General features: G+C 45.9%; 21 protein-coding genes. 7 read left to right on the forward strand and 14 right to left on the reverse strand.

Features of this window, described 5'->3' with window-relative positions; all coding sequences use genetic code 11:
• Window position 1: 1 nt before the first annotated feature.
• The 14 genes from ACYQ2E_RS00985 to ACYQ2E_RS01050 all read right to left on the reverse strand — a co-directional run bounded on the left by ACYQ2E_RS00985 (window position 2) and on the right by ACYQ2E_RS01050 (window position 17,538).
• Window positions 2-949 (reverse strand): 3'-5' exoribonuclease YhaM family protein, encoded by a 948-nt coding sequence (locus ACYQ2E_RS00985; RefSeq protein ID WP_460016176.1) that lies wholly within the window; start codon window positions 947-949, stop codon window positions 2-4.
• Between the two features lie 76 nt (window positions 950-1,025).
• The gene (locus tag ACYQ2E_RS00990; RefSeq protein WP_460016177.1) at window positions 1,026-1,496 is read right to left on the reverse strand and encodes an NUDIX domain-containing protein; all 471 of its coding nucleotides are present in this window, start codon (window positions 1,494-1,496) and stop codon (window positions 1,026-1,028) included.
• Between the two features lie 78 nt (window positions 1,497-1,574).
• Complete coding sequence (locus ACYQ2E_RS00995; protein ID WP_460016178.1) at window positions 1,575-2,810, reverse strand: DNA recombination protein RmuC; 1,236 nt, start codon at window positions 2,808-2,810, stop codon at window positions 1,575-1,577.
• Complete coding sequence (rpe, locus tag ACYQ2E_RS01000; protein ID WP_460016179.1) at window positions 2,810-3,463, reverse strand: ribulose-phosphate 3-epimerase; 654 nt, start codon at window positions 3,461-3,463, stop codon at window positions 2,810-2,812. Before rpe ends, ACYQ2E_RS00995 begins: the two co-directional genes overlap by 1 nt.
• Window positions 3,464-3,512: 49 nt before the next feature.
• Window positions 3,513-3,719: a hypothetical protein gene (locus ACYQ2E_RS01005; protein ID WP_460016180.1), complete on the reverse strand. Its 207-nt coding sequence runs from the start codon at window positions 3,717-3,719 to the stop codon at window positions 3,513-3,515.
• On the reverse strand, window positions 3,694-4,542 hold the full coding sequence (gene rsgA / locus ACYQ2E_RS01010; protein WP_460016181.1) for a ribosome small subunit-dependent GTPase A: 849 nt from the start codon (window positions 4,540-4,542) through the stop codon (window positions 3,694-3,696). Before rsgA ends, ACYQ2E_RS01005 begins: the two co-directional genes overlap by 26 nt.
• 150 nt (window positions 4,543-4,692) lie before the next feature.
• Entirely contained in the window at window positions 4,693-6,126 is a 1,434-nt protein-coding gene (locus ACYQ2E_RS01015) for a 6-phospho-beta-glucosidase (protein WP_460016182.1), read from the reverse strand.
• Between the two features lie 74 nt (window positions 6,127-6,200).
• Window positions 6,201-7,565 (reverse strand): PTS sugar transporter subunit IIC, encoded by a 1,365-nt coding sequence (locus ACYQ2E_RS01020; RefSeq protein WP_460016183.1) that lies wholly within the window; start codon window positions 7,563-7,565, stop codon window positions 6,201-6,203.
• A gap of 153 nt (window positions 7,566-7,718) precedes the next feature.
• Window positions 7,719-8,471 carry a MurR/RpiR family transcriptional regulator gene (locus tag ACYQ2E_RS01025; protein ID WP_460016184.1) on the reverse strand — a complete coding sequence of 251 codons (753 nt, stop codon included), beginning with the start codon at window positions 8,469-8,471 and terminating at the stop codon, window positions 7,719-7,721.
• Window positions 8,472-8,633: 162 nt separating this feature from the next.
• Window positions 8,634-9,644 carry a hypothetical protein gene (locus ACYQ2E_RS01030; protein ID WP_460016185.1) on the reverse strand — a complete coding sequence of 337 codons (1,011 nt, stop codon included), beginning with the start codon at window positions 9,642-9,644 and terminating at the stop codon, window positions 8,634-8,636.
• A gap of 76 nt (window positions 9,645-9,720) precedes the next feature.
• Window positions 9,721-12,150 carry a phenylalanine--tRNA ligase subunit beta gene (pheT, locus tag ACYQ2E_RS01035; protein ID WP_460016186.1) on the reverse strand — a complete coding sequence of 810 codons (2,430 nt, stop codon included), beginning with the start codon at window positions 12,148-12,150 and terminating at the stop codon, window positions 9,721-9,723.
• Window positions 12,147-15,431 (reverse strand): rhamnan synthesis F family protein, encoded by a 3,285-nt coding sequence (locus tag ACYQ2E_RS01040; RefSeq protein ID WP_460016187.1) that lies wholly within the window; start codon window positions 15,429-15,431, stop codon window positions 12,147-12,149. The genes pheT and ACYQ2E_RS01040 overlap by 4 nt, the downstream gene beginning before the upstream one ends.
• Before the next feature lie 5 nt (window positions 15,432-15,436).
• Window positions 15,437-16,477 carry a phenylalanine--tRNA ligase subunit alpha gene (gene pheS, locus ACYQ2E_RS01045; RefSeq protein WP_460016188.1) on the reverse strand — a complete coding sequence of 347 codons (1,041 nt, stop codon included), beginning with the start codon at window positions 16,475-16,477 and terminating at the stop codon, window positions 15,437-15,439.
• A gap of 308 nt (window positions 16,478-16,785) precedes the next feature.
• The gene (locus ACYQ2E_RS01050) at window positions 16,786-17,538 is read right to left on the reverse strand and encodes a DeoR/GlpR family DNA-binding transcription regulator (RefSeq protein WP_460016189.1); all 753 of its coding nucleotides are present in this window, start codon (window positions 17,536-17,538) and stop codon (window positions 16,786-16,788) included.
• 172 nt (window positions 17,539-17,710) lie between these two features.
• On the opposite strand from ACYQ2E_RS01050, the gene ACYQ2E_RS01055 reads away from it, so the two are divergent.
• From ACYQ2E_RS01055 to iolD, 7 genes are all read left to right on the forward strand, one after another.
• Window positions 17,711-19,159 carry a CoA-acylating methylmalonate-semialdehyde dehydrogenase gene (locus ACYQ2E_RS01055; protein WP_460016190.1) on the forward strand — a complete coding sequence of 483 codons (1,449 nt, stop codon included), beginning with the start codon at window positions 17,711-17,713 and terminating at the stop codon, window positions 19,157-19,159.
• 1 nt (window position 19,160) lies between these two features.
• Window positions 19,161-19,982: a 5-deoxy-glucuronate isomerase gene (gene iolB / locus ACYQ2E_RS01060; protein WP_460016191.1), complete on the forward strand. Its 822-nt coding sequence runs from the start codon at window positions 19,161-19,163 to the stop codon at window positions 19,980-19,982.
• A gap of 34 nt (window positions 19,983-20,016) precedes the next feature.
• Window positions 20,017-20,976: a 5-dehydro-2-deoxygluconokinase gene (iolC, locus tag ACYQ2E_RS01065; RefSeq protein ID WP_460016192.1), complete on the forward strand. Its 960-nt coding sequence runs from the start codon at window positions 20,017-20,019 to the stop codon at window positions 20,974-20,976.
• A 69-nt stretch (window positions 20,977-21,045) separates the two neighbouring features.
• Window positions 21,046-21,933 (forward strand): myo-inosose-2 dehydratase, encoded by an 888-nt coding sequence (gene iolE, locus ACYQ2E_RS01070; protein ID WP_460016193.1) that lies wholly within the window; start codon window positions 21,046-21,048, stop codon window positions 21,931-21,933.
• Between the two features lie 163 nt (window positions 21,934-22,096).
• Window positions 22,097-23,704: a solute:sodium symporter family transporter gene (locus tag ACYQ2E_RS01075; protein WP_460016194.1), complete on the forward strand. Its 1,608-nt coding sequence runs from the start codon at window positions 22,097-22,099 to the stop codon at window positions 23,702-23,704.
• Window positions 23,705-23,738: 34 nt separating this feature from the next.
• The gene (locus ACYQ2E_RS01080; RefSeq protein ID WP_460016195.1) at window positions 23,739-24,056 is read left to right on the forward strand and encodes a PTS sugar transporter subunit IIB; all 318 of its coding nucleotides are present in this window, start codon (window positions 23,739-23,741) and stop codon (window positions 24,054-24,056) included.
• Window positions 24,057-24,060: 4 nt separating this feature from the next.
• Window positions 24,061-25,980, forward strand: coding sequence for a 3D-(3,5/4)-trihydroxycyclohexane-1,2-dione acylhydrolase (decyclizing) (gene iolD / locus ACYQ2E_RS01085; RefSeq protein WP_460016196.1), 1,920 nt, complete (start codon window positions 24,061-24,063; stop codon window positions 25,978-25,980).
• Window positions 25,981-25,992: the final 12 nt, after the last annotated feature.

Consider the following 25,992-nt stretch of genomic DNA (forward strand, 5'->3'; position numbering starts at 1 on the left):
ATTATTCAGTAAAACTAGGTTTGTAAAAGCTCCGATTGTCCATCGGCCAGACGCGAGCGGTCTGCTGTCCCTTCGGAATTGTCGAAAGGGCCGTTGACATCATCATCATGCTGGCATCCATCATGTCGATTTGATGAATCATTTCAGCTTCCATAATCTGCGGCCGCACAGGCGAGCCGAAGTCAAGCTGACCGTGGTGGCTCAAAACAACATGGCGCAGTAATAAAACATCTTCGGAGTTTTCGTCTAATCCGAGCTCGATGACAGCTTTTGTGATTTCTTCATCAATCAGCACGATGTGGCCAATCAGATTGCCCTTCAAAGTATAACTTGTATTTTCAAATCCTGTAAATTCAAGACATTTTGCCAGGTCATGCAGCAGAATCCCTGCAAACATCAGTGAACTGTTCAGCTGCGGATAAACCTCGCAGATTTTTTCGGCCAGTTTCAGCATGGTCGTCTCATGAAAGGCCAGTCCGCCCTCAAAGGCATGATGATTGGTCTTGGCAGCCGGAAACTCGTAAAATTCCTTGTCAAATTTCTTCAAAAGCGCGCGCACAATACGATTCCAGGTAGCATTTTCAATCTTGAAAACAATCGACGTGACGTATTCGCGGAGCTCCTCTTCATTGACAGGTGATTTCTCACGGAAATCCGAGGGCAGTGACGGCTCGCCGAAATCAGGCAGGCGCAGCGTCAGCTGATTAACCTGAGGCGTATTATTGTAGACCTCGCGTTTGCCCTCCACATGCACCACCTTGCCGGCTGTGAATGTCTCGATGTTATGCGCCTGAGCATCCCAAAGATTGCCGCCGATTGTGCCGCTGCGGTCCTGAAAAACCATCTGCAGATAGTCTTTACCAGCCCGCGTCTGCTTGAGCTCAACTGACTTAATCAGGTAGAAACCTTCAAAATTCTGGTTTACTTTCATGTCTTTTATAAGAGTCATCCTTTTCCCTCCTGGATTAACGTTCTTTTTTCGGACAAATGTTCCAGAAATGTCACCTATTCTGGGCAAATTTGTTCTAATAATTATTCAAAAACTCAATTAAAAATTCTCGGTCCACCGCAGTTTGAGAAACAAAATTCACAGTTTGCAATTCTGCCGCATCGGCCCACTCAAAGCCGTTTTCGCCTGCGACAGGCTGCTGATTATCCAAAAGCCGCACCGGGAAATAGAAAAGCACTGTCGGAACATTCCTGTCACCTGCAAATCTCCCATCGGCTAACTCGCCGAAAGAAACCTTCACAGGCTGCTCCTCAATTTGCGACGGCAGAAGCTCGAGCTTCAACTCTTCGCGGAGCTCTCGAATCAGACCCTGCTGGAAATTCTCGCCGTAGTCCACTCCACCTCCGGGAATCCCGTGCAGATTCAAATCACTAAGCTGTTTCTCTTCTTCTTTTGAAATCAGAAGCTTCCCCTCACGGACAATGAGTGCTTTGACAGCAACACGGTAGAGGCAGTCCGTAATTTCGGCTAAGCGTTTATCAATCATTTTCAGCTATCTTTCTATAAGCCATTATAACAGAATCTGCGGAATTTACTCAAAAACTGAAGATTTTAAGCTCCAGTTTTACTTTTCGTCCGAGTCTGAGTCAGAGTGCGCACTTTCACCACCATCAAGCGCGTCCAGCTTGTTCAGCTGACGGTTCATCATGTTGGTGCGGGTATTGATGAGGTGGTCAATGTCCTTGTTTGATTTCTGAAGGTCTTTCTGAATCGCTTCAAGGGCTGTGCCGTATTTTCCGAACTCAGTTTTAACATTGGTCAGCAGATTGAAGACTTCGGTGGATTTTTTCTCAATCTGCAAGGTCTTGAAGCCCATTTGAAGCGAGTTCAGGACTGCTGTCATGGTTGTTGGTCCTGTGATGTTGACCTTGAAATCGCGGCGAATCTGGTCAATGAAACTGCCGTGCTCAGCGTTCACGACCTCCATGAAAAGTCCCTCTGTCGGAAGAAACATAATCGCAAAATCTGTCGTTTTCGGCGGCAGAATGTATTTGCCGGAGATATCCTTGGCAAAATCTTTAATTCGCTTGAAAAGTTCCTTACGGAACTGCTCGACTAGCACGCTGTCATTGCTTTCCTGGGCATCCAACAGGCGCTGATAATCTTCCAGCGGAAATTTCGAGTCAATCGGCAGCAGCACTTCTTCATTGTCGATTTTGCCGGGCAGAACGACCGCAAAGTCAACTTTATTTGCGCCCTGGATGTTCTCCTGCTCGCGGTACTGCGAGCGCGGCATGATGTCCTCGAGAATCTGATTGAGCTGCAGTTCGCCGATAATGCCGCGAGTTTTCACGCCTGACATGACTTTGGACAGGCTGCCCACATCGCTGGCTAGATTGCGCATTTGGCCGAGGCCTTGTTCGACTGACTTGAGCTGCAGCTGAACTTGCTCAAAGCTCTGGCTGATTGATTTTTTCAGCGTTTCCTGGAGCTTTTCGTCGACAGATTTTTGAATTTGTTCAAGTTTTTTCTCATTTGACTCCTGCAAATCCTTGAACTGGCGGTCAAATTTGCTGTTAATCTGCTCGGTCAATTCGGACATTTTTTTATTATTTGTCTCAGAAAATTCGCGGATATTGTTGCTGGTGATGTCAATGACCTGGTTCAGCGCACCGTTAATTTCCTGACGGTTCTGTCCTAATTCCTGACGCAAATCCTGGCGAATTTCGGTCAAATTTGAAGAAAGTGTCTCAATTCTGCCGACCATTTTTTCATCATGCGGCGGCTTCTTGAAAAAGTTGGCTAAGCCGAGCACAATCGCAATCAGCATGCAGACAATTAAAAATATCATTAATGGCATTATAACTTCTCTCGTAATTTTTGAATCTGTTCAGCAGGCTCGCCCGTGAATGTGAATGAGCCGGCCACAAAGACGTTGGCGCCGGCAGCTTTGGCGGCTGAGATGGTTTCGTCGGTGATGCCGCCGTCGACTTCAATATTGAAATCCAGGCCGCGGAGTTTGCGGAGCATGGACAGGTCAGCTACTTTTTCCAGGCATTCGGGCAGGAAGGATTGGCCGCCGAAGCCTGGATTGACGGTCATGACGAGCACCATGTCGACGAGGCCAAGGACGGGCTCAATGGCGCTGACGGGCGTGCCCGGATTGATGACCACACTGGCTCGCAGACCTGCGGCTTTGATTTTCTGCAGGGCACCGTGGATATGGCGTGTGGCCTCTACGTGGATGCTCAGGCTGTCTGCGCCGGCTGCGGCAAAGGATTCTACGTAGTCTTCGGGATTTTCAACCATCAGGTGGCAGTCGAAAAAGAGCTTGCTGTGGGGCCGCATAGCCGCAACTACGCCGGCGCCAAAGGTCAGGTTGGGTACGAAGTGGTTGTCCATAATATCGATGTGCAGCCAGTCTGCACCGGCTTTTTCCAGTCGGAGTGCTTCTTCAGTGAATTTGCCGAAGTCGCCTGAGAGAATAGAGGGGGCGATATAATAATTCGTCATTTGGATGTTGCCTTTCTATGCAAAACTCTGTTTAGCGAGTTAAACTTTTTCAGTGCTTAAGTCCTTTTACTAGCAGTTTTGTCAGAAAATAAAGCCCTGCGACAGTGACTACGAGCATTCCGACAAATACCGGAATTTTTAGACTGCCTAATGAATTTTTGAAGACAATTAGGATAAGCCAGATTAGTAATAGGACAAATATCCCAACTGTGTGCAGAATGACTGCCCGATTACGATTTTTTTGATTTTTTGACATAAACTTCTCTTGTTTTATTGATTTCTGACGACAGCTGCAGGAAGCTGTCATAGCGTGACTGGGTGATTTTTCCCTGCGCAACGGCCGTTTTGACGGCGCATTCGGGCTCATGGGTATGGGTGCACTCGCGGAACTTGCAGCCGGCGCTGGTCTGGTAAATTTCGACGAAGCAGCGGTTGAGTTCGGGGATGTTGTCCACTTCGTAGTCAAGTGATGAAAAGCCTGGTGTGTCGGCAATCCAGCCGTCTGCGGCATCGACATGGTAGAGTTCGACGTGGCGCGTTGTGTGGCGGCCGCGGCCTAGGGCTGCGGAGATTTCAGCCGTGGCTAAATCCAGGTCCGGTGCGATTTTGTTTAATAAGGTCGACTTGCCGACGCCTGTCTGACCCATGAACACAGTCACTTTGCCTTTCAAATCTGACAAAAGCTGGTTCGGGTCTGAGAAAACTTCATAGCCGATTTTTTCATAATCAGACAAATCCAGCTGTTTCAGGTCTGTCTTGGTCAGGTAAATCTTGCTCAGGACATGACGGTGTTCCAAGAGTACCAGAAAACGGTCCAGCAGATTGCGGTTGAAATCCGGCTCGACGGTAGACATGACGACGATAACCTGGTCAATATTGGCAATGGCCGGTCGTATCAGCGAATTCCTGCGCTCGTGCACTTTCATGATGTAGTCATTTTCAAAGTCCACATCATCTCCAACCAGCGGTTTTATGGACTTGTTGCGGAAATTTCCCCGCGCCCGGGTCTGAAAGATTTGCCCGTCTGATTCGACGGTGTAGAAGCCGCCTAAAAGTCTGATTATCCATCCGCTTTGCATACTTTATTATAGCAGAAAATCCCGGCTTCATCCGATAAAATCAATTAAAAATCTCCGAAATGCTTTTAATAAGCGAATCTCAGAGATTTTTCCCGTTCATTTCTGCTGGACAGTTTGGTGCTTTGCCGTGGCGTATTGATTGCTCTGCCTTTAAAGCTCTTTACCATTTGTGGCGATTACTTTCCGGTACCAGTCAAAGCTGTCTTTTTTACTGCGTGCCAGTGTTCCGCCGCCGTCGTTGTCTTTGTCGACATAAATAAGGCCGTAACGCTTTTTCATCTCGCCTGTGCCCGCTGAAACGAGGTCAATGAATCCCCATGGCGTGTAGCCAATCAGGTCCACACCGTCAATATTGACGGCATCTTTCATTTCCGCAATATGCGAGCTGAGATATGCCACACGGTAAGCATCGTGAATGCTGCCGTCAGGCTCGACCTCATCTATCGCGCCAAGGCCATTTTCTACGATGAAGAGCGGCTTTTCATAGCGCTCGTAGAACCAGTTCAGACTCCAGCGCAGCCCCAGCGGGTCAATTTGCCAGTCCCACTCAGAAACTTCGACATAGTCATTTTTGACCAGGCTGCGATTCTCGTTGTAGTCGAAATATGGCTTGCCATTTGTTTTCTGGGCTGAAACAACTGAACTTGTGTAGTAACTGAAACCGATATAGTCAACACGGCCTGCGGCCAAGATTGCCAGGTCTTCTTCCGTAATATCAAGCTGGAAGTCTCTGCGCTTCAGGTATTTTTCCAAATAGGCAGGGTAATGTCCGCGAACATGTACATCGGCAAACCAGTAACGCCGCTGCATGCCTACTGTCGCTGCCATCATGTCCTCTGGCCTGCAGCTTTCCGGGTAAATCGGACACATCGCAATCATGCAGCCAATCTGGAAATCCGGATTGATGAGGTGGCCGATTTCAACAACTTTGGCGCTTGCTACGAGCTCATAGTGAGCGGCCTGATACATGAGTGCTTCGCGGTCTTCCCCAGGAGCAAACTTCAAGCCGGAATTCGTGAAAGTCGCAAAATCTGACTCGAAGTTGGTCTGATTATTGATTTCGTTGAAGGTCATCCAGTATTTGACCTTGTCTTTGTATCGCGTCATGACAGTTTCGGCAAAATGGACAAAGAAATCAATCAGCTTGCGGTTACGGAAGCCGCCGTATTCTGTTACTAAGTGATAAGGCATTTCAAAGTGAGAGAGCGTGATAACCGGTTCAATACCGTATTTCAGGCATTCATCGAAGAGGTTGTCATAGAACTGCAGGCCTGCTTCGTTCGGCTCTGCTTCATCGCCGTTGGGGAAGATTCGCGTCCAGGCGATAGAGGTGCGCAAGCAATTGATTCCCAGCTCAGCAAAGAGCTTAATATCATCTTTGTAACGATGATAGAAATCAATGGCTTCGTGATTCGGATAGTTTTCTCCCGGCAGCACGCCATCTGTGATACGGCGTGAGACACCGTGGCTGCCGGCTGTCATCACATCAGCAACTGAGATACCCTTTCCGTCGGCGTTCCAGCCGCCTTCAAGCTGATGGGCCGCAACTGCACCGCCCCAGAGAAAGTCTTTTCGTAATGTCATTTTTTTCCTTTTATGGCGTTCACCCAAGGGCGCGCCTATTTTTATTTTCTATTTATTGGTCAATTTCGGCAGCGTTATTTGCCGGCAGCTTTTTCTTCTTGAATTTCTGCTTCAACTTCGGCTTCCTGTGCGAGTAGAATCTTGTCATAGCGTACTGCAAAAGGCCAGTAGACGACGACCGACATTGCCAGCATCAGAATTTGCCAAATCATGCCTTTCCAGCCGCCTACAATCAAGCCTGAAATAATCGGCGGTGTTGTCCAGGGAATGGGCAGTCCGTTCAGCGGAGGAATAATGCCGGCTAAAATTACAAGATATGTCAAGACTCCTGAAAGTACAGGCTGCAAAATGAATGGTATCGCAAGCATTGGATTCAGAACGACAGGTATACCGAATAGAATCGGTTCATTGATATTGAAGAGGGCTGGGCCTATTTCCAGCTTGCCGATTGTTTTCATCTGGGCCGATTTTGCCCGGACAAGCATGAAGATAACAAATCCAATCGTCATACCGGCACCTGTAACGGTCAAGTACTGGTCCATGAAAGGCTGTGTGATGATGTGGGCACCGTGTGCTAAATCCAGATGATGTGCTTTGTAGAGTTCCAGATTATCCACATTATTTGCAAACATCAACGGACCCATGATACCGCCGATGATTGTCGAGCCGTGCACACCAAACCACCAGATGAACACAGGCAGAAAAGCAATGACGAACAGACCGGCAGGGCCGTCCACAACGTGTTGTAAGGGCATCTGAATCAGCTTATAAACCTGCTCAACCAGGGTTGTATTGAAGCCGATTGTAAAGATTCCGTGCACAATGCCTGTAAGGGTAATGATGATTCCGGCAGGAACTAAGGCTGTAAATGAAGCTGCAACATTCTCCGGCACCTGTTCAGGCATCTTGATTGTGATTTTGCGCCGCATCAGGCCGGTGTAAATCCATCCCACCAGGAGGCCGACGATGATTGAAAGAATGATTCCTTTGCCGCTGAGCCACTGACGGTCAATCACACCTGAAACCTGCCAAGCGGTGGATACTTTACTGGAATCTGCAATATTTGTGACAGATTTAATTGTATCCGGCTGGAGCAGGATATGGCAAATTATCGCAGCCATGCCGGCTGGCGCAGCTTCAAAGCCTTCATTTCTCACCCAGACATAGGCAATGCCGAACACGGCCAGAATTGCTGTTATGCCGAATGATGCGTTGTTTATCTGCAGAAATAGCGGACCGAGCTTGATTTCGTTTAAATAATCCTGAATCGGCTGATAAGGGAACTGTCCCAAGATTAAGAAAACTGAGCCGACAATAATGAACGGTACTGGATATATCATTCCATTCTTGATTGCCGTAACGGCTTTAGTGTTCAAGAACTTCATCATCGGCGGCATAATATGCGTCATGACCCAGCTTTGCTTTTCTTCTTTTTCCATTAGTTTCTCCTAATAGTGTTTTAAATTTATTACAAATTTATGATACCGTTTTCCATTTTCTTTTTCAAGACGTTTTTGAGCAGAAGAAATATGTTTCAACAAACGTAACAAATTTTGGCTAACAAAAAACTGAGTCAACGCTCAGTTCTGGACTCATAAGATTATCGAATGACTGGATATCTGGTGCGTCCGGTAAGCCAGCAGCTCCAGCAGCGCAATCACCGGGAGCTGTGTGGTTAATGTTATCCCTGTATTTTCTACTGCGTATTTGTCTGGTACATTGTAAGATAATGTAATATCTGCCATCTTTGAAAGGGTTGATTTTTCATTATTGGAAATTGTGATGAGAAAAGCGCCGGAGTGCTTCATTGCGACGGCTTTTCCAATGACTTCCGGCGTCTCGCCGGATACGGATAAAACGATGACGACGGTATCAATAAACTCATTTTCACTGATTGGACGGAAAATGTCATTAAATGTAAATGCTGAATGTCCTAAATTGTTGAAGTAACGCGCGCCATATTGACCCATCGCATCAGACGCACCTAGTCCCAGGAAAATTGTATATTTGGAGTTTGCGATAGAGTTCACCGCACGATTGAGTTTTTCCTGTGTTTCAGGTTTCTCAAGTTCTTTCCAGAATAAATCAAGGGAGAGTCTGGGCTCATAATCGTCATCAATCTTGGTAAATCCGTTTTCTTTCGATTTGAGATAATACTTCAGGTCAGCCCAGCCATTGAAGCCTAACTTATTTGCAAGCCGTACGATGGTGGTGGTCGAGGTATGAATTGTATCCGCCAATTCGCGGATGGTCATGTTCTGAACTTTTTTCGGCTCACAATTGATATAATCAAAAGCTAGAATTTCTAAATCATTGAGCTTTTTTATGGAATCCGCATTAAACATCTTTTACCTCGTTGAAATAGCATTTGGCTTTTTTCTCATTCTTTTATAATTAAATGGGGCTTCTGAAATTCTATTTTAACAGAATAACTGTTTTTTTCCAAGCAAAAACCCTGTTAAATTCGTATTTATCAGGGTTTTGTCGTTTGGCTTAGAGCAGTCTAATCAATAGTTAGTGGCCACCCAGGCGCCGGCTCCTTGAGATTGATAGAGCCCGACGACTGAGTCCAGATACTGCTGCGGGCTCATTGCGGCATAATCTACACCGCCGTGGGCTGCGCCGTTCATCTGGAAATAGCCGTAGGTTCCGGATGACGGGTTGACGGCTGTCGGGTTGCCGCCGGACTCGCGGTAGAGGATGGTCAGCCACCATTCGGCGGAGACGCCGGTGCCGTTTGAGACGTACTGTGCGGCGGCGGCTGGGGACCAGCCTGACCAGTCGGCTGAGGCGGTCACAGGAGCTGAACTTGCAGGCGGTGCAGCGGATGCTGAGGGCGCAGATGATGAGGCTGCTGAGGAGGAGGAGGAGGACGGCGCGGCGGCTGAGCTTGTAACGCTGGCAGCGCTGGCAGAAGAGGTCTGTGCCGGAACAGAGACTGCAATTGTGTTGGCAGCTGTTGCGGCTGGTGCTGCTATTTTAGCTGATTCGGCCTGTGCGGCAAGCGTGGCCTGTTTGGCTGCTTCGGCATCGGCAAGTTCCTGATTGTATTTCGAATATAGGGTGTCCAGGACGACTTGAATCTGGGCTTCCTGGTCTGTGATGTCCTTTTTTTCCTGAGCTAGTCTGGCTTCGTCTTTTTTCAGGCGCTCAACGTTGTCAATCGACTGGTTGACGACGCGAGACATGGCAACTGCCTGCTCAAGCGACAGATGATTAAAGAAAATCTGATAAAGAATATTCGTGTTCGCATATTGCGAATTCAGCTGTACGCTGCGCATCTGGTCGGCTACAATCAGCTTGCGGGCTGATAGGTCAGTTTCTAGCTTGGCTGAATCTATCGTGTTCTGAGTCAGTTCGGCGGCTAAATCGTTCAGTTTTTTCTTGTAGTCATCAATCTGCTGCGCGGTGGAACTGCTGTCGGCGTTAACCGGGATATTCGCCAAAAATCCTGAAAACATTAGTGTTCCCAGGGTTAAAAGCATCAGTTTCGATGTTTTTTGGCTCGTTTTACTCATTTTATAATTTTTGTAAATCTTCCTGCAAATTTTACCATAGTTTTCGGATTTTGGCAAAGTTGCTGTGAAAACTGATTTAACGGATTTCTGCACCGAGTTTTTCAGTCAGATTTTTGACGATTTTAGACATAGCAGCTGTGATTTCCTCGTCTGTGAGGGACTGCTCCTGCGCCTGGAAGGTCAGCGTATAGGCCATTGACTTGACGCCTGCACCCAGTTTGGCGGCTTCATCAAAGACATCAAAGAGCTCAATCTTTGTCAGACGCTTGACACCGCTGTTTTTAACCGCTGCAACGATTTCCGCATTGGTAGTTTTATCGCTGACCAGCATGGCAATGTCGCGGGTGACGGGCTGGATTTTCGGAATTTCTGTGAAGACTGCCTGTGCGGGGGAAAGCTCTAGTAACGCGGCTAAATCAAGCGTTCCGACGTAGGTTTCTTTGATGTCATAAGCCTTAGCCGTTGCTGGATGGACCTGTCCCACGAAGCCGACTTGTCGGCCATTGAGCAGAATCCTGGCAGTCCGGCCCGGGTGCATCTCGGGAATCTCGCTGTAGGCCTCGAATTCGACGTTTTTGTAAGCCATGAGAAGACTTTCAACGATGCCTTTCGCAGCAAAGAAATCCGCCGGAACTGCTTTCTGGGCGTAGGTTTTGTCCGTCACACTGCCTGAAATGGCAAAGCCCAGGGTTGGAATCTCCGTTGGACGGCCGTCCTCGCTGGCTGCGGGCAGGAAAACTGTGCCTATTTCGTAAATTGACAGGTTGGCGTTCTTGCGGTTCTGGTTGTAGTTGACGATGTCAAGCAGGCTTGAAATTACGTTGAGGCGCAGTGTGCTGCGGTCTTCGGACATGGGCATCATTAGCTTGACTGGTGTAAGGGCTGAATTTTCTGTGAATTGCACGGCTTTTTCAGGCGTGGTCAGGCTGTAGCCGATGACTTCGCTGAGTCCGGCTGCTTCGAGCCGGTTTCTGATTTTGCGGCGGAAGTTCTGCATCGGCGTGCGCTCGCCTGCGTTTTGACTAGCTGGGAGTGTCGCCGGAAGTTTGTCGTAGCCGTAGAGGCGCGCCACTTCTTCGACGAGGTCTGCTTCGATGCTGATGTCCCAGCGGCGTGAGGGGATTTCACAGGTGAATTTCTCGCCGTCTATCTCTAGGCCAAAGCCCAGTGCTTCAAAGATGTTTTTGACGGTTTCTGACGGCAGCTGGACACCTAGGGCTGCGTTCAAGCGGCTCAGTGTGATTGAGACTTTCGGTAAAACTGGCTGAAAATCGTTGGATTCGACGACGCCTTTGAGGACTTGGCCGCCTGCGAGCTCGACAATCATGGCGGCTGCGAAGTCCAGCGCCTCACGGACGGTTCCCTGGTTGATGCCTTTTTCAAAACGGGAAGAGGCTTCAGAGCGGAGATTGAACTTTTGTGAGGTTTTCCGGATGGACTTGCCGTCAAACAAGGCTGATTCTAACGCGACGGTTGTCGTGCTATTGGTAATCTCAGAGTCTAAGCCTCCCATCACACCTGCGAGGCCGACAGGCACACCGTTTGCAGTAATGACGATGTCGTCTGCTGACAGTTCATGCTCATCCCCGTTCAGTGTCACGATTTTTTCCGTGTTTTCAGCTTGACGTACTAGAATCTCGCTGGAGCCGAATTTTTCAAAATCAAAGCTGTGAAGCGGCTGTCCGTAATACATCAGGACATAGTTGGTCACGTCGACTACGTTATTGATTGGCTTGATGCCTGCGTTCATCAGGCGGTTCTGCAGCCAGAGCGGTGATTTCGCGATTTTCACATTTTCAATGATGCGGATCTTGTAGGTCGGGACTTTGTCTGTCTCGACTTTGACGGAAACTGCATCAGATGCGGGTTTATCGGTTTCTGTCAGGCTTTCATGCAGGTGCGGCTCGTGCAGGTTTACCGGTAAATCATAAATTGCGCCGGCTTCGTAGGCGACACCTCGCATTGACAGTGCATCCGCACGGTTCGGTGTGATGGACAGCTCAAGGATTTCGTCATCCATGTCGAGGTAAGGGAAAATGCTCTCGCCAGGCGCCGCGTCCACAGGCATTTCATAGATTCCTTCTTCGTGCTTCATCGGGTTGATGTCGGCCGGTACACCGAGCTCATCCAATGCACAGAGCATGCCTTGGGATTCGTAGCCGCGCATTTTGCCTTTTTTAATTTTCGTGTTTCCGCCGATACGAGCGCCGACCAGTGCTGTGATGACTTTCATGCCGTCCTTGACGTTTGGCGCGCCGCAGACGATTTGCAGCGGCTCTTCTGATTCCGTGCCGACATTGACTTTGCAGACATGCAGATGTGTTTCCGGGATGTCTTCATGAGAGATGATTTCGCCCACGACGAGCTTGGACAGGCCGTCAGCTGGTGTTGTCACGCCTTCGACTTCAATGCCGGTGGTCGACATTTTGCTGTCTAGTTCTTTTGCACTCGCCTGCTCACCCAAGCCTGGCACGAGTTCTTTTAACCATTTGTAACTTACGTTCATTTGTTTACCTCTTCAATATTCAGCGCCTGAGAAAGGTCATCTGCGTGCTTATCTGTCACACAATCTTTTATGACCTTTGAATAGGCCTGCTCAGCCAAACGCTGACGCAAATCTGCTGATTCAATCAGTTTTTCTAATTCTGTCTGCCATTCATTTTCGGCAGCTAATAATCCTGTTACGCCATCTTCCACCATTTCTGCGAAAGCGCCTATTTTGCTGGCAAGTGTCGGCACTTTTACCAATGCGGCTTCAATCCATTTTATCTCAGATTTAGCACGATTAAAGATGCTGTCGACTAGCGGAGCCAGGTTGATGTCCATTTTGGCCAGCAGACTCGGCAGTTCTTGCCAGTCCACATAATCATGCGTGATTAATTGTTTGCTGTATGGGGCCAATTCTTTGGGGATGTCTAAGTGTCCAACCAGATTCAGCCTGACTTGCGGATATTTTTCTAAAATTGCCAGAATTGCTGGTTTAATCAGCTCAAAATTCTCGTTATGAGTGATTGAGCCTGAGAAATAGCCGATATTTACGACATTGTTTTTTATACTGTAGTCTTTCATCACTTCGGCACTCAACTCGACCAGCTCGGCACTGGCCAGATTTCTGTTCAGGAAGACGCTTTGCTGGTAATGCTGCAGTTCTTCTTGGAGAACTGCGGTTGTGGTGATGGCTGCGTCACAGAGTTTAAGCAGTTTGCCGTAGCCTAACACGGTTGCGTCATAGTTTTTCTTCTCGCGCGGCGACAGGCTCTGTGTATAGGACAGCTGATTGGTATAAACAGGGTCAATAACGAGGTCGTCAATGTCATAATAAACTGGCTTATTGTACTTGTGCGCCAGGCGCAGCAGTTCTTTGAAAACAATGTTGTATTCTGCACGGTAAATGATGATGTGGCTGGAAAGTTCAGCATCGGGAAGTTTAAATTCAGACTGATTGACAACTTTTACCGCAAAGCCTAGACTGCGCAGCTGTTCAGCTTTGTTAAGCACACGATAACGCGTGCACTGCGGGATTTTATTTTCCACACCGTCTATAATCAGGATGTAGCGGCGTTCTTGTTTCTTTTTCTGGACTGCAAATACTTCATCAATCGCGGACATTGGGTAATTGGTCTGAGTTTTGATATAATGCAGCAGCTCTGGAATCTCGGAGGCCCGGTCAATGCCCTGCCATTCATATTTCTCGTCGCTGTCATTCATGAAAGCTGTGTATTTGACCAGCGGTACGCCTTCTAGCACCATTTCCAGCGGGTGGATGTAAATTGCACTGTCATAGTTATTATTTGTGACAGCATCATGGCGGAAGCCCAAGTCTTCAAATTTTTGTGTAAAGACTGTTTCGTGCAGGAGAATTGCGCGCTCACGGGAATTTGTGTCTGGTAAATTTTCCCAATAGCGCCAGAATCCGTCATAATTCAGCAGATTTTTCTTGATGACCAGAAAATAGCTCTGCAGGTGTTTTGGAATCATGCCGTAAGGGTTCATTTTCAGCGGATCCCCTTGTTCTTCACCGTAGGAAATTCCCCAGAAATCAAGTGTTTTCTCATCCATCTTCTGGAAGACTTCTGCCAAATCAATGAATGGACCGACGTTCGTGTCGTTTACCATGACTAGTTCATCGAATTTAGACAATGTGTCTTTTCCTGCTTTAAGTATGCCATAGCGAAAGGCCGCTGCGTCGTAGCCCTGATTTTCACGCGCTTCAATCGTGCCGTATTGAGACAAAATCGTCCGATCTTCGGCTGAAATTTGTCCATTGACCACAATCATGACCTGCTCAGCAATTTTGGACAGTGCTTCGAGAAAAAGAATTTTATACTGCTGGATGCGCGGCTGGTCTTCATAAATCACGTAAATTAAGAAACGACGCGGATGTTCAGGCTTGGCCAATTTGGCGCGTGAATTGTCGCGCATTTTGTGATACATCGCTTTGCGGGCCAGGAAAATTGGACGTTTAGCGTACCAAGTCAAGCGTTTCAAAGCTTTTTTCGGGTCTTTAAAGGCATGGTAGGCCGGGCGTAGGATTTTCTTTACTTTTCCAGGGTTTATGTGCAGCGTGTCGTAAATCTTAGATTTTACTCTAGTTGAGCGTTTGACGTAACCTTTATAGCCGTTCAGGCTCAGCAGGCCGCCAATTGTGGCCACTGGATTGGGCTTTGCTGTCAGGGCCGATTCAACCGTGTTTACCAGCTCTGCATAGGCATTCTCAACTTGGTATTTTTCTTGAACAAACGGTGCCGCAGCCAGACTTGCTGCTTTTTCCGCGTCAAAATTCTGCATTACTTCGGTGATTTGCTCGTTAAGCTGTTTGACATTCCCGAGATGGTACATCCTGCCGAGCTTGAAGATGTCGTAAACTGTTTCATATCCAGGGTTGTCAGACATGATGACTGGTACACCGTTGAGCAGCGCCTCAATGACAACTAGGCCGAAGGTTTCTTTACCGGAGGTGGTCACAAAAATGTCCTTGTCGGTTACGATTGACCAGGGGGCTTTCATGTTGCCTGTGAAAGTGACATTCTTGACTTGATAATCTTTGAGATACTTGTCCAGCAGCGGTTTGTAGTCTTCTTCAATTTCGCCGATTAGGACTAATTCAAGGTCTGGGCGATTCAATTTGTGGAACGCCCGGATTAATTCTAACTGATTTTTGCGGGGAGATAGGCGGCCGATGCAGACTAGGCGTGTCTTTTCACCATGCTGCAAACCATTTACCTTAAGCTCTGAAAATGGGATGAAAGTTTTGACTTCGCGGTTTGGAAAATAGCTGCGCAGGGCTTTATTTAAATTTCCCTGAACCGAAAAGATTTCAGTGGAATATTGGTCAATGTAATCAATTTTCTCCAGATAATACTCAAACTCGTCCTCCGGGAACTCGTGAATCAGCCAAATATGCGGAATGTTCTCTATTGCTGCGGCTACACTGCCTTGATAGACATTGACAGTATTTGAAATAACTACATCTACACGATTTTCTTGAATAATCTGGCGCAATTTGGCAATCTGTGCACGATGGTTGAAGGCCAGTTCATTTTCGTCAACTTTACGCCCTGGTGCGTCTGCCCACCACCATTTGATTGAGGGCAGCAGAAAGGTTTTAATGCCCAGCGCTTCAAAAGCTGCAACATAGCTGAAACGCGCTGCGTGCGAGAAGTCAGGCGCCACATTGATTACTTCATGGCCGCGCTGTCTCAGCAGTTTCATGAAATTGTAAATTGAAATCTCTGCTCCGTTGTCCAGCGTCGCTGTGGGAGAGAGAAATAAAATTGTTTTTTTCATTTTCATTACACAAACTGCTCAAGAAAGCGCACATCGCCCTGATAAAATCCGCGAATATCATTGATGCCGTAACGCAGCATGGCAATACGCTCCTGGCCTAAGCCGAAAGCAAAGCCGCTGTAGACTTCAGAATCAAGGCCGCTCATTTCCAGCACATTCGGATGCACCATGCCGGCACCGAGGATTTCAATCCAGCCTGTGTGTTTGCAGACGTTACAGCCTTTGCCGCCGCATTTGAAGCAGCTGATGTCAACCTCGACAGAGGGCTCGGTGAAGGGGAAATAGCTTGGACGCCAGCGCAGCTTGCGCTCCTGACCGAACATTTTTTTCATCACATGGTCAAGTGTGCCCTTGAGATCAGCCATGGTAATGTTTTTGTCCACCACGATGCCCTCAATCTGGTGGAATTGATGGCTGTGAGTGGCATCATCGGTATCGCGGCGGTAAACTCGACCCGGTGCAATCAGGCGCAGACCGCCTTTGCTGAAATCATGCGCATCCATGCCGCGCGCCTGCATGGGCGAAGTGTGCGTACGCAGCAGCGTATCCTCCGTGATATAAAAGGTATCCTGCATGTCGCGCGCCGGATGGTCTTTCGGCAGATTCATGCGCTCAAAGTTGTAGTGGTCTGTTTCGACCTCGTAGCCGTCTGCGACTTCATAGCCCATTCCCAGGAAAATTTCTTCAATCTCTTCCTGAGTTTGTGTGAGAATGTGGCGAATGCCTTTCTTGCGGACTTTTCCAGGCAGCGTCACATCCAGTGTCTCTTTGGTAAGCTCTGCCTGCAGGTGCTCAGCTTCAAGCGCCTGCTTTTTCTCTTCAATCAGCAGCGTGATTTTGTCGCGGAATTCATTTGCCAGTGCGCCGATTTTAGGGCGTTCTTCATTTGACAGGTCTTTCATTCCTTTTAGAATTTCTGTCAGCTGACCTTTTTTGCCGAGCATTGACACGCGAAAATCATTCAAAGCCGCTTCATCCGGCAGCTCCGGCAGCTTTACTAATGCATGCCCACTCAGCTCTTCAATTTTTTCTTTTAATGACGTCATTCGTTGGTTACCTACTTTCAAAATACAAAGAACCGCAGTTCTAGCTCTTTTCCTATACAGAAAAGGAGCGAAACCGCGGTACCATCCTCGTTTTTTACTTGATTTGACTTGTCTCATGATACGCAAGGTGAACTTCAGCTGATTTTCCATGTGCGAGTTTCCAGTCTGTGACTCGCGCTCCCTATAAATTTCTATCTGCTTACTCTTCTTGCTGAGACTTTATTCAATTGTTTTTATTGTAGCATATTCCTGCGCTTTTAGCAATTCTTATTTTTCAGTCTAAAAGGCAGCTCTAATGTTTACGACTATCATTCTCCAGTTAAGAACTGAATATTGTGTTCTTTGAAAAACTGTAAATATTCGTCGGAAAGATTTTTATCAGAGATTACGGTGTATACACTTTCGAGTGAACTGTAGGTCATCAGTGTTGTATGGCCGAATTTCGTATGATCGGCGAGAAGATAAATTTCCCGGCTCTTTTGGCAAATTTTTCTTTTAATTTGCTGTTCAAGCACATCCGAATTCGTTAATCCGTTTTGAATGCTAATCCCAGTCGCTGCCATAAAAGCTTTATTAATATTGATTGAATCCAAGTCCTGATTAGAAATTTCTACGAATGACCGGGTGGAAAACCTATAATGGGTGCCGACAATAAATACATCAAACTGCGGATAATGTGTGCAAAAATCAACAACATCAAAGTTGTTCGTCAAGATGGTGCAGTGAATATTTTTGTCTAGAAAAGGTAAAAGTTGTACTGTGGTCGTTCCTGAGTCAATAAATATAATGTCGCCTTCATTAATCAGCAAAGCTGCGGAAGCCCCGATTTTCTTTTTCAATTCCTGATTTATTGTGTTGCGGATTTCATAGTCAACCAGAACATCCTGCACCGAGCGAACGCCACCGTATACTTTTTCAATGTTTCCTTTTTTGACTAATTCATTAATGTCGCGCCTCAGAGTGTTGAGCGAAACTTTGTACTTTTGGATAAGTTCGTCGTATGAAACGTTTCCTGTTTCTATAATGTAATTTTCTATTTCTTCTATTCTTTTTGATTTCATGTTTGAGTCACCTCTTTGCTTATATTATAAAACAAAAGATGATAAAATGTCAAAAGTTTTCAATAGAAAATCATCACATGTTCATAATATGTCCAAAACTTAACCATTTTCCTTGACTTTTCTCTCTAAGAAAATTATAATGAGCCTAGAAACAAAAGAAGGACGAAAAATTATGAAATTAAAGAACTTTATCGGCGGTCAATGGGTTGATAGTCAGGCATCACAGTTCGAACCTGTCTATAATCCGGCAACCGAAGAAACTTTGGCGGAAGTGCCGTTATCTAGCCGTGATGAACTTGACACGGCCGTCGGCATCGCACAAAAAGCGTTTCAGTCTTGGAAAAACGTGGATGTTATCAAACGTGCACGAATCATGTTTACTTTCCATGAACTTTTAATCGCACATAAACTCGAACTGGCGAAAATCATTACGATGGAGAATGGAAAAGCACTTTCTGAAGCATTGGGTGAAGTTGGACGCGGGATTGAAAATGTTGAATTTGCTGCTGCTGCACCAAGTTTGATTATGGGAGACGTCCTCCAGGCTGTGGGCACCGGCGTTGAAGCGGCGAACTACAAATACCCGATTGGCGTTGTCGGAGGAATTGCCCCTTTCAATTTTCCGATGATGGTGCCCTGCTGGATGTTTCCGATGGCAATCGTCTGCGGCAATACTTTCGTTCTCAAGCCTTCCGAAAAAACACCATTACTTACTCAAAAGTTAGCCGAATTATTGAAAGAAGCTGGTCTTCCTGATGGTGTGTTTAATATTGTCAACGGTGCTGCTGATGTTGTCAACGGCTTGCTCGAAAATAAAGATGTCAAAGCGATTTCATTTGTCGGCTCAAAAGAAGTCGGTGAATATGTTTACAAAAAAGGGACGGCTAATCTGAAACGTGTACAAGCGCTAACCGGTGCAAAAAATCACACAGTTGTTCTCAAAGATGCCAATATCGGGCTGACTGTAAAAAATGTGATTTCGGCGGCTTTCGGCTCTGCCGGAGAACGCTGCATGGCATGCGCTGTGCTTGAAGTTCAAGAAGACATTTACGATGAATTCATGCAGAAACTTATCCAAGAGGCAAAAGCTCTCAAAATCGGTAATGGCCTTGATAAAGATATTTTCTTAGGACCAGTCATTCGCCGTGAAAATCAGGAACGCACGCTCTCCTACATCGAAAAAGGAATTGCTGAAGGCGCCTCACTGGCACTTGACGGCCGTGCTATTAAATTTGACAAAGGATACTTTGTCGCACCAACGATTTTTGAAAATGTGACCACCGACATGAGTATTTGGAAAGATGAAATTTTTGCCCCGGTTCTCTCAGTGATGAAAATCAAGAATCTTCAAGAAGCTGTTGCAACAGCAAATTCGCACAATCTGGCAAACGGAGCCTGTCTCTTCACTAATAATGCCAGCGCCGTCCGCTACTTCCGTGAAAATATTGACGCGGGAATGATTGGCATTAATCTTGGTGTGCCTGCTCCCGTTGCTTTTCTTACTTTTTCCGGCTGGAAAGATTCCTTCTACGGTGATTTGCATGCCAACGGTAAAGACAGCATCGAGTTTTACACACACCGCAAAGTCGTAACAGCCCGTTACCTGGAGGAAGATATTTAAAATGGTTCAATTAAAAAGAGAAAAAATTCAGTTTCCTGTCACTGACAAAGTCAAACTGCTTCATCATATTACAAAAGAAAACAGTCTGTTTGACTATATTGAAGCGCAAGTTTTTCAAATGGAAGCTGGCGGCAGCTACTCGCTTGCTTTGGACGGAAAAGAAGTCTGTGCCGTCGCCTTGACTGGAAAGTACAGCATTTCTGACGGCTCTGTCAAATTTGATGAAGTCGGCACACGTCAATCTGTCTTTGAAAAAGTCCCGACTGACAGTGTTTACGTGCCTGCAAACAAAACGATTACCATCACTTGCACTCAAGCCGGCAAAATTATTCTATGTTTTGCGCCGGCAAGCAGTGAAAATCGGAAAACCACTTTTATTCCGGCAGGCAGTAATTCGATTGAGCAAAGAGGCAAATATAATAACAAGCGGCAGGTTCATAATATTTTAGATGACCAAAGTACGATTTCTGAAAAGCTCCTGATTGTCGAAGTTTATACCAGCCAGGCTAATTGGTCAAGTTATCCGCCTCATAAACACGATCAGGATAATCTTCCGGATGAATCTTTCCTTGAAGAGGCCTACTACCATGAAATGAATGCCGATAACGGTTTTGTCTTTCAGCGCGTCTACACGGACGACCGCCTAATTGATGAAACCATGACTGTTTATAACGAGGAAATGGTGCTTGTACCCAGAGGCTATCACCCTGTTGCAGTCCCTGACGGCTATGAAAGCTACTATCTGAACATCATGGCAGGTCCTGTAAAGCTCTGGAAATTCCACAATGCGCCTGAGTATGAATGGATTATCAGCCGAAAATGATTCAGCAAATATTTATTTTACGAAAGGATAAAAATTGGAAAAGAAATTTGACGTCATCGCGATTGGCAGGGCAGCTCTGGATCTTAACGCTGTAGAATACAACCGGCCGATGGAAGAAACAAGAACTTTCAGCAAATATGTCGGGGGCTCACCTGCCAATATTGTCATCGGTGCCAGCAAAATGGGACTAAAAACTGGTTTTATCGGAAAAGTTTCTGACGATCAGCATGGAAGATTCATCACAAACTACCTGGACTTATCAGGTGTCAACACAGAGGGAATCGTCATCGATCAGGAGGGACATCGAACAGGACTTGCTTTTACAGAGATTCTAAGTCCTGAAGAATGCAGCATTCTAATGTATCGTCAAGGCGCTGCTGACCTCTATCTCCAGCCGGAAGAAGTCTCCGAAGACTACATCAGACAAGCACACTATCTGCTTATTTCAGGAACGGCGCTTGCACAGAGTCCTTCTCGCGAAGCTGTTCTGAAAGCGCTTCTAATAGCAAAATCGAATGATGTAAAAATCATTTTCGAGCTTGATTACCGTGATTATACTTGGAAATCGCCCGAAGAAACAGCCGTTTATTACCAGCTCACTGCCCGTCAGGCTGATATTGTGATTGGTACACGTGATGAATTTGATGTTCTTGAATTTCACCAAGGCGGTAAAGATGATGAGACAGCAGCAAAACTTTTCAAGCACTCTCCAAAACTCATTGTCATCAAACATGGGGTAAAAGGCTCTTATGCTTATGAAAAAAACGGAACCGTCACAATCGGCAAATCTTATAAAGCGAAAGTACTTAAAACTTTCGGCGCCGGCGATTCTTATGCTGCTGCATTTATCACAGCACTGCGACAGGGCTTAGATATCCCGACTGCTCTCAACTATGGCGCAGCCTCTGCAGCAATTGTCGTCAGCCGTCATTCTTCCTCTGAGGCCATGCCGACTATTGATGAAATCAAAACACTCATCGCTCAACAAAATTAACAAAAATAAAATATTGAAAGGAGGTGAGTTCGCACTCTATTTCAGAGCGTCCGGACTCACAACTTAACTATGACGATTAAACTAGGAATCTGTCCAATCGGATGGACAAATGATGACTTACCAGAACTTGGCGCAGAAAATACCTTTCAGCAGGCAGTCAGTGAAATGGCACTTGCCGGATTCACTGGCACTGAAATCGGAAATAAATATCCGAAAGATGCTGAGGAATTAAAATCATACCTTGAACCAAGAGGGATGAGTATTGCCTCTGCCTGGTTTTCAGCCTTTTTAACCACAAAACCTTTTCAAGAAACTGCAGACGCTTTTATCAAACATCGTGATTTTCTTCATGCCATGGGTGCAGAAGTCATTGTTGTGGCTGAACAAGGGCACTCGATTCAAGGCTTAGACGAGCCAGTCTATGACAATAAACCAGTTTTTACCGAAGAAGAATGGGAACTCCTGGAGCGCGGGCTCGAAAAACTGGGAGACCTTGCCCATGAAAAAGGAATGGAAATTGTCTATCATCACCACATGGGGACAGGCGTTCAAACCACAGCCGAAATTGACCGTTTAATGAGTGAAACAGACCCGGATAAGGTGAAACTCCTTTTTGACTCCGGACACCTCACTTTTTCAGGTGAAGACCCGATTGCCGTCTTTAACAAATATGCCGAGCGAATTAAACATATTCATTTAAAAAATATTCGAAAAGAGCGCATGGAAGATGTCCGCGCCAAACACAAGAGTTTTTTGACAGGCGTAAAAGAAGGCGTATTCACTGTTCCGGGCGACGAGGAAGGGATGGTAGATTACCGGCCAATCTGGGAAGCCATCAAAAATTCTGACTATGAGGGCTGGATAATGGTTGAAGCCGAACAGGATCCAGCTAAGGCTAACCCCTTTGTATATGCGAAGAAAGCCCGTGCTTACATCAACGAAATTACTGGTTTATAAAAATATCACACAGCCTCTAGAGAAGCCGGCAAATATCATACTTACTCTATTCACATCGCTTTCTGAACTTTGCGGCTTCTCTAATATTTTGTTCAAGAGTAAAAAGCTCGCCTTGAAATGTAAGCGTTTTTATCGAAAATAGAAAAATTACGAGGTACATTCTATGAAAGAAACATGGACAATCATAAGCTTTTTTGTCATTGTCGCGGGGATTTGGTTTTATTCCTATCGTCAGTCAAAGAAAGTCAATATTCAAACTGCAGAAGGCTACTTTATGGGCGGCCGCTCGCTTGGCGCTTTTAATGTTGCCGGGGCAATTATTCTGACGAATCTCTCTACTGACCAGATGGTCGGAGAAAACGCACAATCTTATCAAGTCGGCATGCAAGTGATGGCCTGGGAAGTGACCGCTACCATTGCAATCGTTGCACTGGGTCTGATTTTCATTCCAAAATACTTTAAATATGGTATTGATACGGTTCCTGACTTTCTCGAGATTCGTTATGATACAACTATCAAGCGAATTATGTCTGCCCTTTTCATCTTTACTTATATTGCCTCTTTTCTTCCTGTTTTACTTTATTCCGGCTCACTTGTCTTCAATGAAATTTTCCATATGGATAAGGTTTTTCACACCACACAGCTGGTAGCTGTCATTGCCATTTGTATTATTGTCGGACTTGTCGCCATCGGCTACTTACTCATGGGCGGCCTTGCTTTAACGGCACATTCGGATACGATTTATTCTGTCGGTTTTCTGCTCGGCGGGCTGCTCATTCCTCTTCTTGGTCTGATTTATCTTGGTCATGGAAGTTTCATCGGAGGTGTGAGTCACGTGGTTTACCATTCACCTGTTTCAGGAATGCTGAACTCAATCGGTCCGCTTGACTCCAAATTTGTTCCCTGGCCGGCTCTCTTCTCCGGTATGCTGGTCAATAACTTGTATTTCTGGTGCACCAATCAAATGATTGTCCAAAAAGCCTTTGCAGCGAAAAATCTTGAATCTGCTCAAAAAGGGACAATGATTCTTGGAACTTACAAGATTTTCGGTGCTTTGTTTCTCGTTTTTCCAGGCGTTATCGCGCGTAATATTTTTGGTGATCAGTTCCTCTCTAATCCGGACAATTCATACCCTGCCTTGCTCGTCCAAGTCATGCCCGGCGTGCTTACCGGGATTTATGGTGCGATTATTTTAGGCTCTGTTCTCTCAAGTTTCTCTGGTGCTCTAAATTCTCTGGTCACATTATTCTCACTGGATTTTTATCGGGGAATGTTTAACAAAAAAGCCACAGATGAACAAGTGGCGCGCAATGGTAAGATTGCCACAATCGTTGTCGGCATAATCTGTATCGCAATTGCTCCTTTTATTACTTATGCGCCGGCCGGCCTCTATCAGTTCATCCAGCAGTTCAACGGGCTTTATAATGTTCCCTTACTGGTGATTATACTCTTTGCCTTCTGGTCAAAAAAAGCCACAACTTTTTCAGCAAAACTGATTATTCCCATCCATATCATCCTCTATGTGACTGCCCTCTTTGCCTTCCCGCAAATCAATTTCCTTTATGTTCTTGGTGTTTTGTTTGTTCTTGAAGCAATTGCAATGTGGCTTATCCCTAAAATCAAACCTGACGGCGAATTTTCACTTGAGACTTTCAATACAAAAGTTGACATGAAACCTTGGAAACACGCAAAATTGGTCGGGGCAATTTGTATTATTGTAGTGGTCCTCGTCTACGCCTTCTTCTCTCCATTAGGAATCGGCAAACTATAAGTTCTAAAAATGAAAGGAAATCGAAAATAAAACAATGAATAAATCAGTCTTGATTATCAGTGAACGCGGGATTACCGCCAGCAATCTTCTCTTTAATCTTTCAAAGGAAATCAATGAACAAAAGCTTGATTTAGATATTGATTATGCACCTTTTGGACAACTGAAAGAAAAATTGAGCAAAAAGAAATATGACCTGCTCGTCATCACACCGCAGGCAGCACGCCATGAAAGCGAATTGAAAACTGCCCTAGACCAGCATGGGACAAGCGCAAAAATCATTACCATCGGAGAGGATGATTTCCATTTTATGAATGTCCCTCACATTTTAACTGTCATTAAGGAGGTTGTATAAATTGATGAAAAACGAAACAATCCGTCTCACTGTTGCACAGGCCCTCGTTAAGTTTTTAAACCAGCAGTATATTTCACTTGACGGGAAAGAAACAGCTTTTGTCGAAGGAATTTTCCATATTTACGGACATGGAATCGTGCTTGGACTCGGTGCTGCTCTTGAAGAATCTCCTGGGCACTTGAAACATTATGCTGGAAAAAATGAACAAGGCATGGCCTTAGCAGCAGTCGCCTTTGCAAAACAAAAATTGCGGCGTAAAATTTTTGCAGTCTCTGCCTCATCCGGACCCGGTTCCGCAAACATGATAACAGCTGCAGCAACTGCTTACGCTAACAACCTGCCTGTTCTGCTCCTAGCAGCGGACACCTGGGCGACACGTCAGCCAGACCCGGTTTTACAGCAAGTAGAAAATCCTTTGAGTGCAGCAATCACTACTAATGATGCTTTCAAGCCGCTTTCAAAGTACTGGGACAGGATTGAGCGCCCTGAACAATTGATGTCGGCTTTAATCCGGGCTTTTGAAGTTTTGACATCCTGGGAAAATACAGGCCCTGTAACGATTTGTCTGCCGCAAGATGTCGAGGGGATGGCTTATGATTATCCGGTGGAGTTTTTCCAGAAGCGAGTCCATTATTTAGACCGTCATAAAGCGAGTGCACGCGAAATCACAGCGGCCGTCGAATTAATTCAAGCCAGTACAAAACCTGTCATCATAGTCGGCGGCGGAGCAAAATACTCTGGAGCCCAAAAAGAACTGTGCACTCTAGCCGAGAAAATCAATGCGCCTCTTGTCATGACACATGCAGGTCAATCCACTTTAGTTTCGGATTATAAATATAACCTTGGAGGATGCGGCGTCCTTGGAACTTCTGCCGCAAACAAAGCCGTTATGGAAGCTGATTTAATCATCGGACTCGGCACACGCTACAATGATTTCATTACTTCCTCAAAAACCATCTACAATTTCGATAAAGCCAAGTTTTTAAATATAAATGTCAGCCGCTTTCAAGCCTATAAATTAGATGCCGCAGCCGTTGTCGCAGATGTAAAAGAGTTTCTTTCAGACCTATTACCAATCCTTGAAGGTTATCAGACAACCTGGGGACAAGAGTTCCTGACCTGGAAGAAAGAATGGCATACTGAACGTGTTCGTCTGTCTAACATTCATTATGAAAATCAGGATTTTGCCCCAGAAATTGCAGGACATTTTTCATCAGAACACTTGGCTCAGTATGCTGAAGTATTAAACACCGGATTAACCCAAACTGAGGTCTTTCTTGCAATCAATGAGTTCGTAGATGACAATGCAATCGTTGTGACCTCCGCAGGTTCACTCCCTGGAGAATTCCAGCGGCTCTGGCGCTCAAAATCTGAAAACACCAACCATCTAGAATACGGTTATTCTACGATGGGTTATGAAATTGCTGGAAGCTTAGGGGTAAAATTAGCCGCACCAGAGCAGGAAGTTTATGCCATGGTCGGCGATGGTTCATTTTTGATGCTGCACACTGAGTTAGTCACAGCATTACAATATGATAAAAAAATCAATGTCATGCTCTTTGACAATGCCGGCTACGGCTGCATCAACAACCTGCAAATGGAGCATGGACTGAAATCAGACGGCACCGAGTGGCTAAATAAAGACGGCCAAATCATGAATATTGACTACGCAGCAGTTGCTGCAGGCTATGGCGCCAAGGTCTACCGCATTCACACACGCGCAGAACTCTCAGCAGCGCTGGAAGATGCAAAGCAGCAAAATCTTTCAACACTGTTTGACATAAAAGTTCTTCCCAAAACGATGTCCGCTGACAATGTCGGCTCTTGGTGGAATGTCGGAATTTCGGAAATTTCAGGCATCGAGGCCATTCAGAAAATGTCGCAGCAGAAAATCAAAGAGCGTAAAAACGCTCGAACATATTAATTAAAAGAAAGA

It is taken from the genome of Lactovum odontotermitis (assembly GCF_054658595.1).

Coding starts and splice junctions, on each gene's coding strand:
- ACYQ2E_RS01015 (WP_460016182.1), bottom strand. CDS start 6,126: ATGACATTACGAAAAGACTTTCTCTGGGGCGGTGCAGTTGCGGCCCAT.
- ACYQ2E_RS01025 (WP_460016184.1), bottom strand. CDS start 8,471: ATGTTTAATGCGGATTCCATAAAAAAGCTCAATGATTTAGAAATTCTA.
- ACYQ2E_RS01040 (WP_460016187.1), bottom strand. CDS start 15,431: ATGAAAAAAACAATTTTATTTCTCTCTCCCACAGCGACGCTGGACAAC.
- pheT (WP_460016186.1), bottom strand. CDS start 12,150: ATGAACGTAAGTTACAAATGGTTAAAAGAACTCGTGCCAGGCTTGGGT.
- ACYQ2E_RS01030 (WP_460016185.1), bottom strand. CDS start 9,644: ATGAGTAAAACGAGCCAAAAAACATCGAAACTGATGCTTTTAACCCTG.
- ACYQ2E_RS00985 (WP_460016176.1), bottom strand. CDS start 949: ATGACTCTTATAAAAGACATGAAAGTAAACCAGAATTTTGAAGGTTTC.
- ACYQ2E_RS01080 (WP_460016195.1), top strand. CDS start 23,739: ATGAATAAATCAGTCTTGATTATCAGTGAACGCGGGATTACCGCCAGC.
- ACYQ2E_RS01050 (WP_460016189.1), bottom strand. CDS start 17,538: ATGAAATCAAAAAGAATAGAAGAAATAGAAAATTACATTATAGAAACA.
- ACYQ2E_RS00990 (WP_460016177.1), bottom strand. CDS start 1,496: ATGATTGATAAACGCTTAGCCGAAATTACGGACTGCCTCTACCGTGTT.
- rsgA (WP_460016181.1), bottom strand. CDS start 4,542: ATGCAAAGCGGATGGATAATCAGACTTTTAGGCGGCTTCTACACCGTC.
- pheS (WP_460016188.1), bottom strand. CDS start 16,477: ATGACGTCATTAAAAGAAAAAATTGAAGAGCTGAGTGGGCATGCATTA.
- ACYQ2E_RS01055 (WP_460016190.1), top strand. CDS start 17,711: ATGAAATTAAAGAACTTTATCGGCGGTCAATGGGTTGATAGTCAGGCA.
- iolB (WP_460016191.1), top strand. CDS start 19,161: ATGGTTCAATTAAAAAGAGAAAAAATTCAGTTTCCTGTCACTGACAAA.
- iolD (WP_460016196.1), top strand. CDS start 24,061: ATGAAAAACGAAACAATCCGTCTCACTGTTGCACAGGCCCTCGTTAAG.
- ACYQ2E_RS00995 (WP_460016178.1), bottom strand. CDS start 2,810: ATGCCATTAATGATATTTTTAATTGTCTGCATGCTGATTGCGATTGTG.
- ACYQ2E_RS01020 (WP_460016183.1), bottom strand. CDS start 7,565: ATGGAAAAAGAAGAAAAGCAAAGCTGGGTCATGACGCATATTATGCCG.
- ACYQ2E_RS01005 (WP_460016180.1), bottom strand. CDS start 3,719: ATGTCAAAAAATCAAAAAAATCGTAATCGGGCAGTCATTCTGCACACA.
- rpe (WP_460016179.1), bottom strand. CDS start 3,463: ATGACGAATTATTATATCGCCCCCTCTATTCTCTCAGGCGACTTCGGC.
- ACYQ2E_RS01075 (WP_460016194.1), top strand. CDS start 22,097: ATGAAAGAAACATGGACAATCATAAGCTTTTTTGTCATTGTCGCGGGG.
- iolE (WP_460016193.1), top strand. CDS start 21,046: ATGACGATTAAACTAGGAATCTGTCCAATCGGATGGACAAATGATGAC.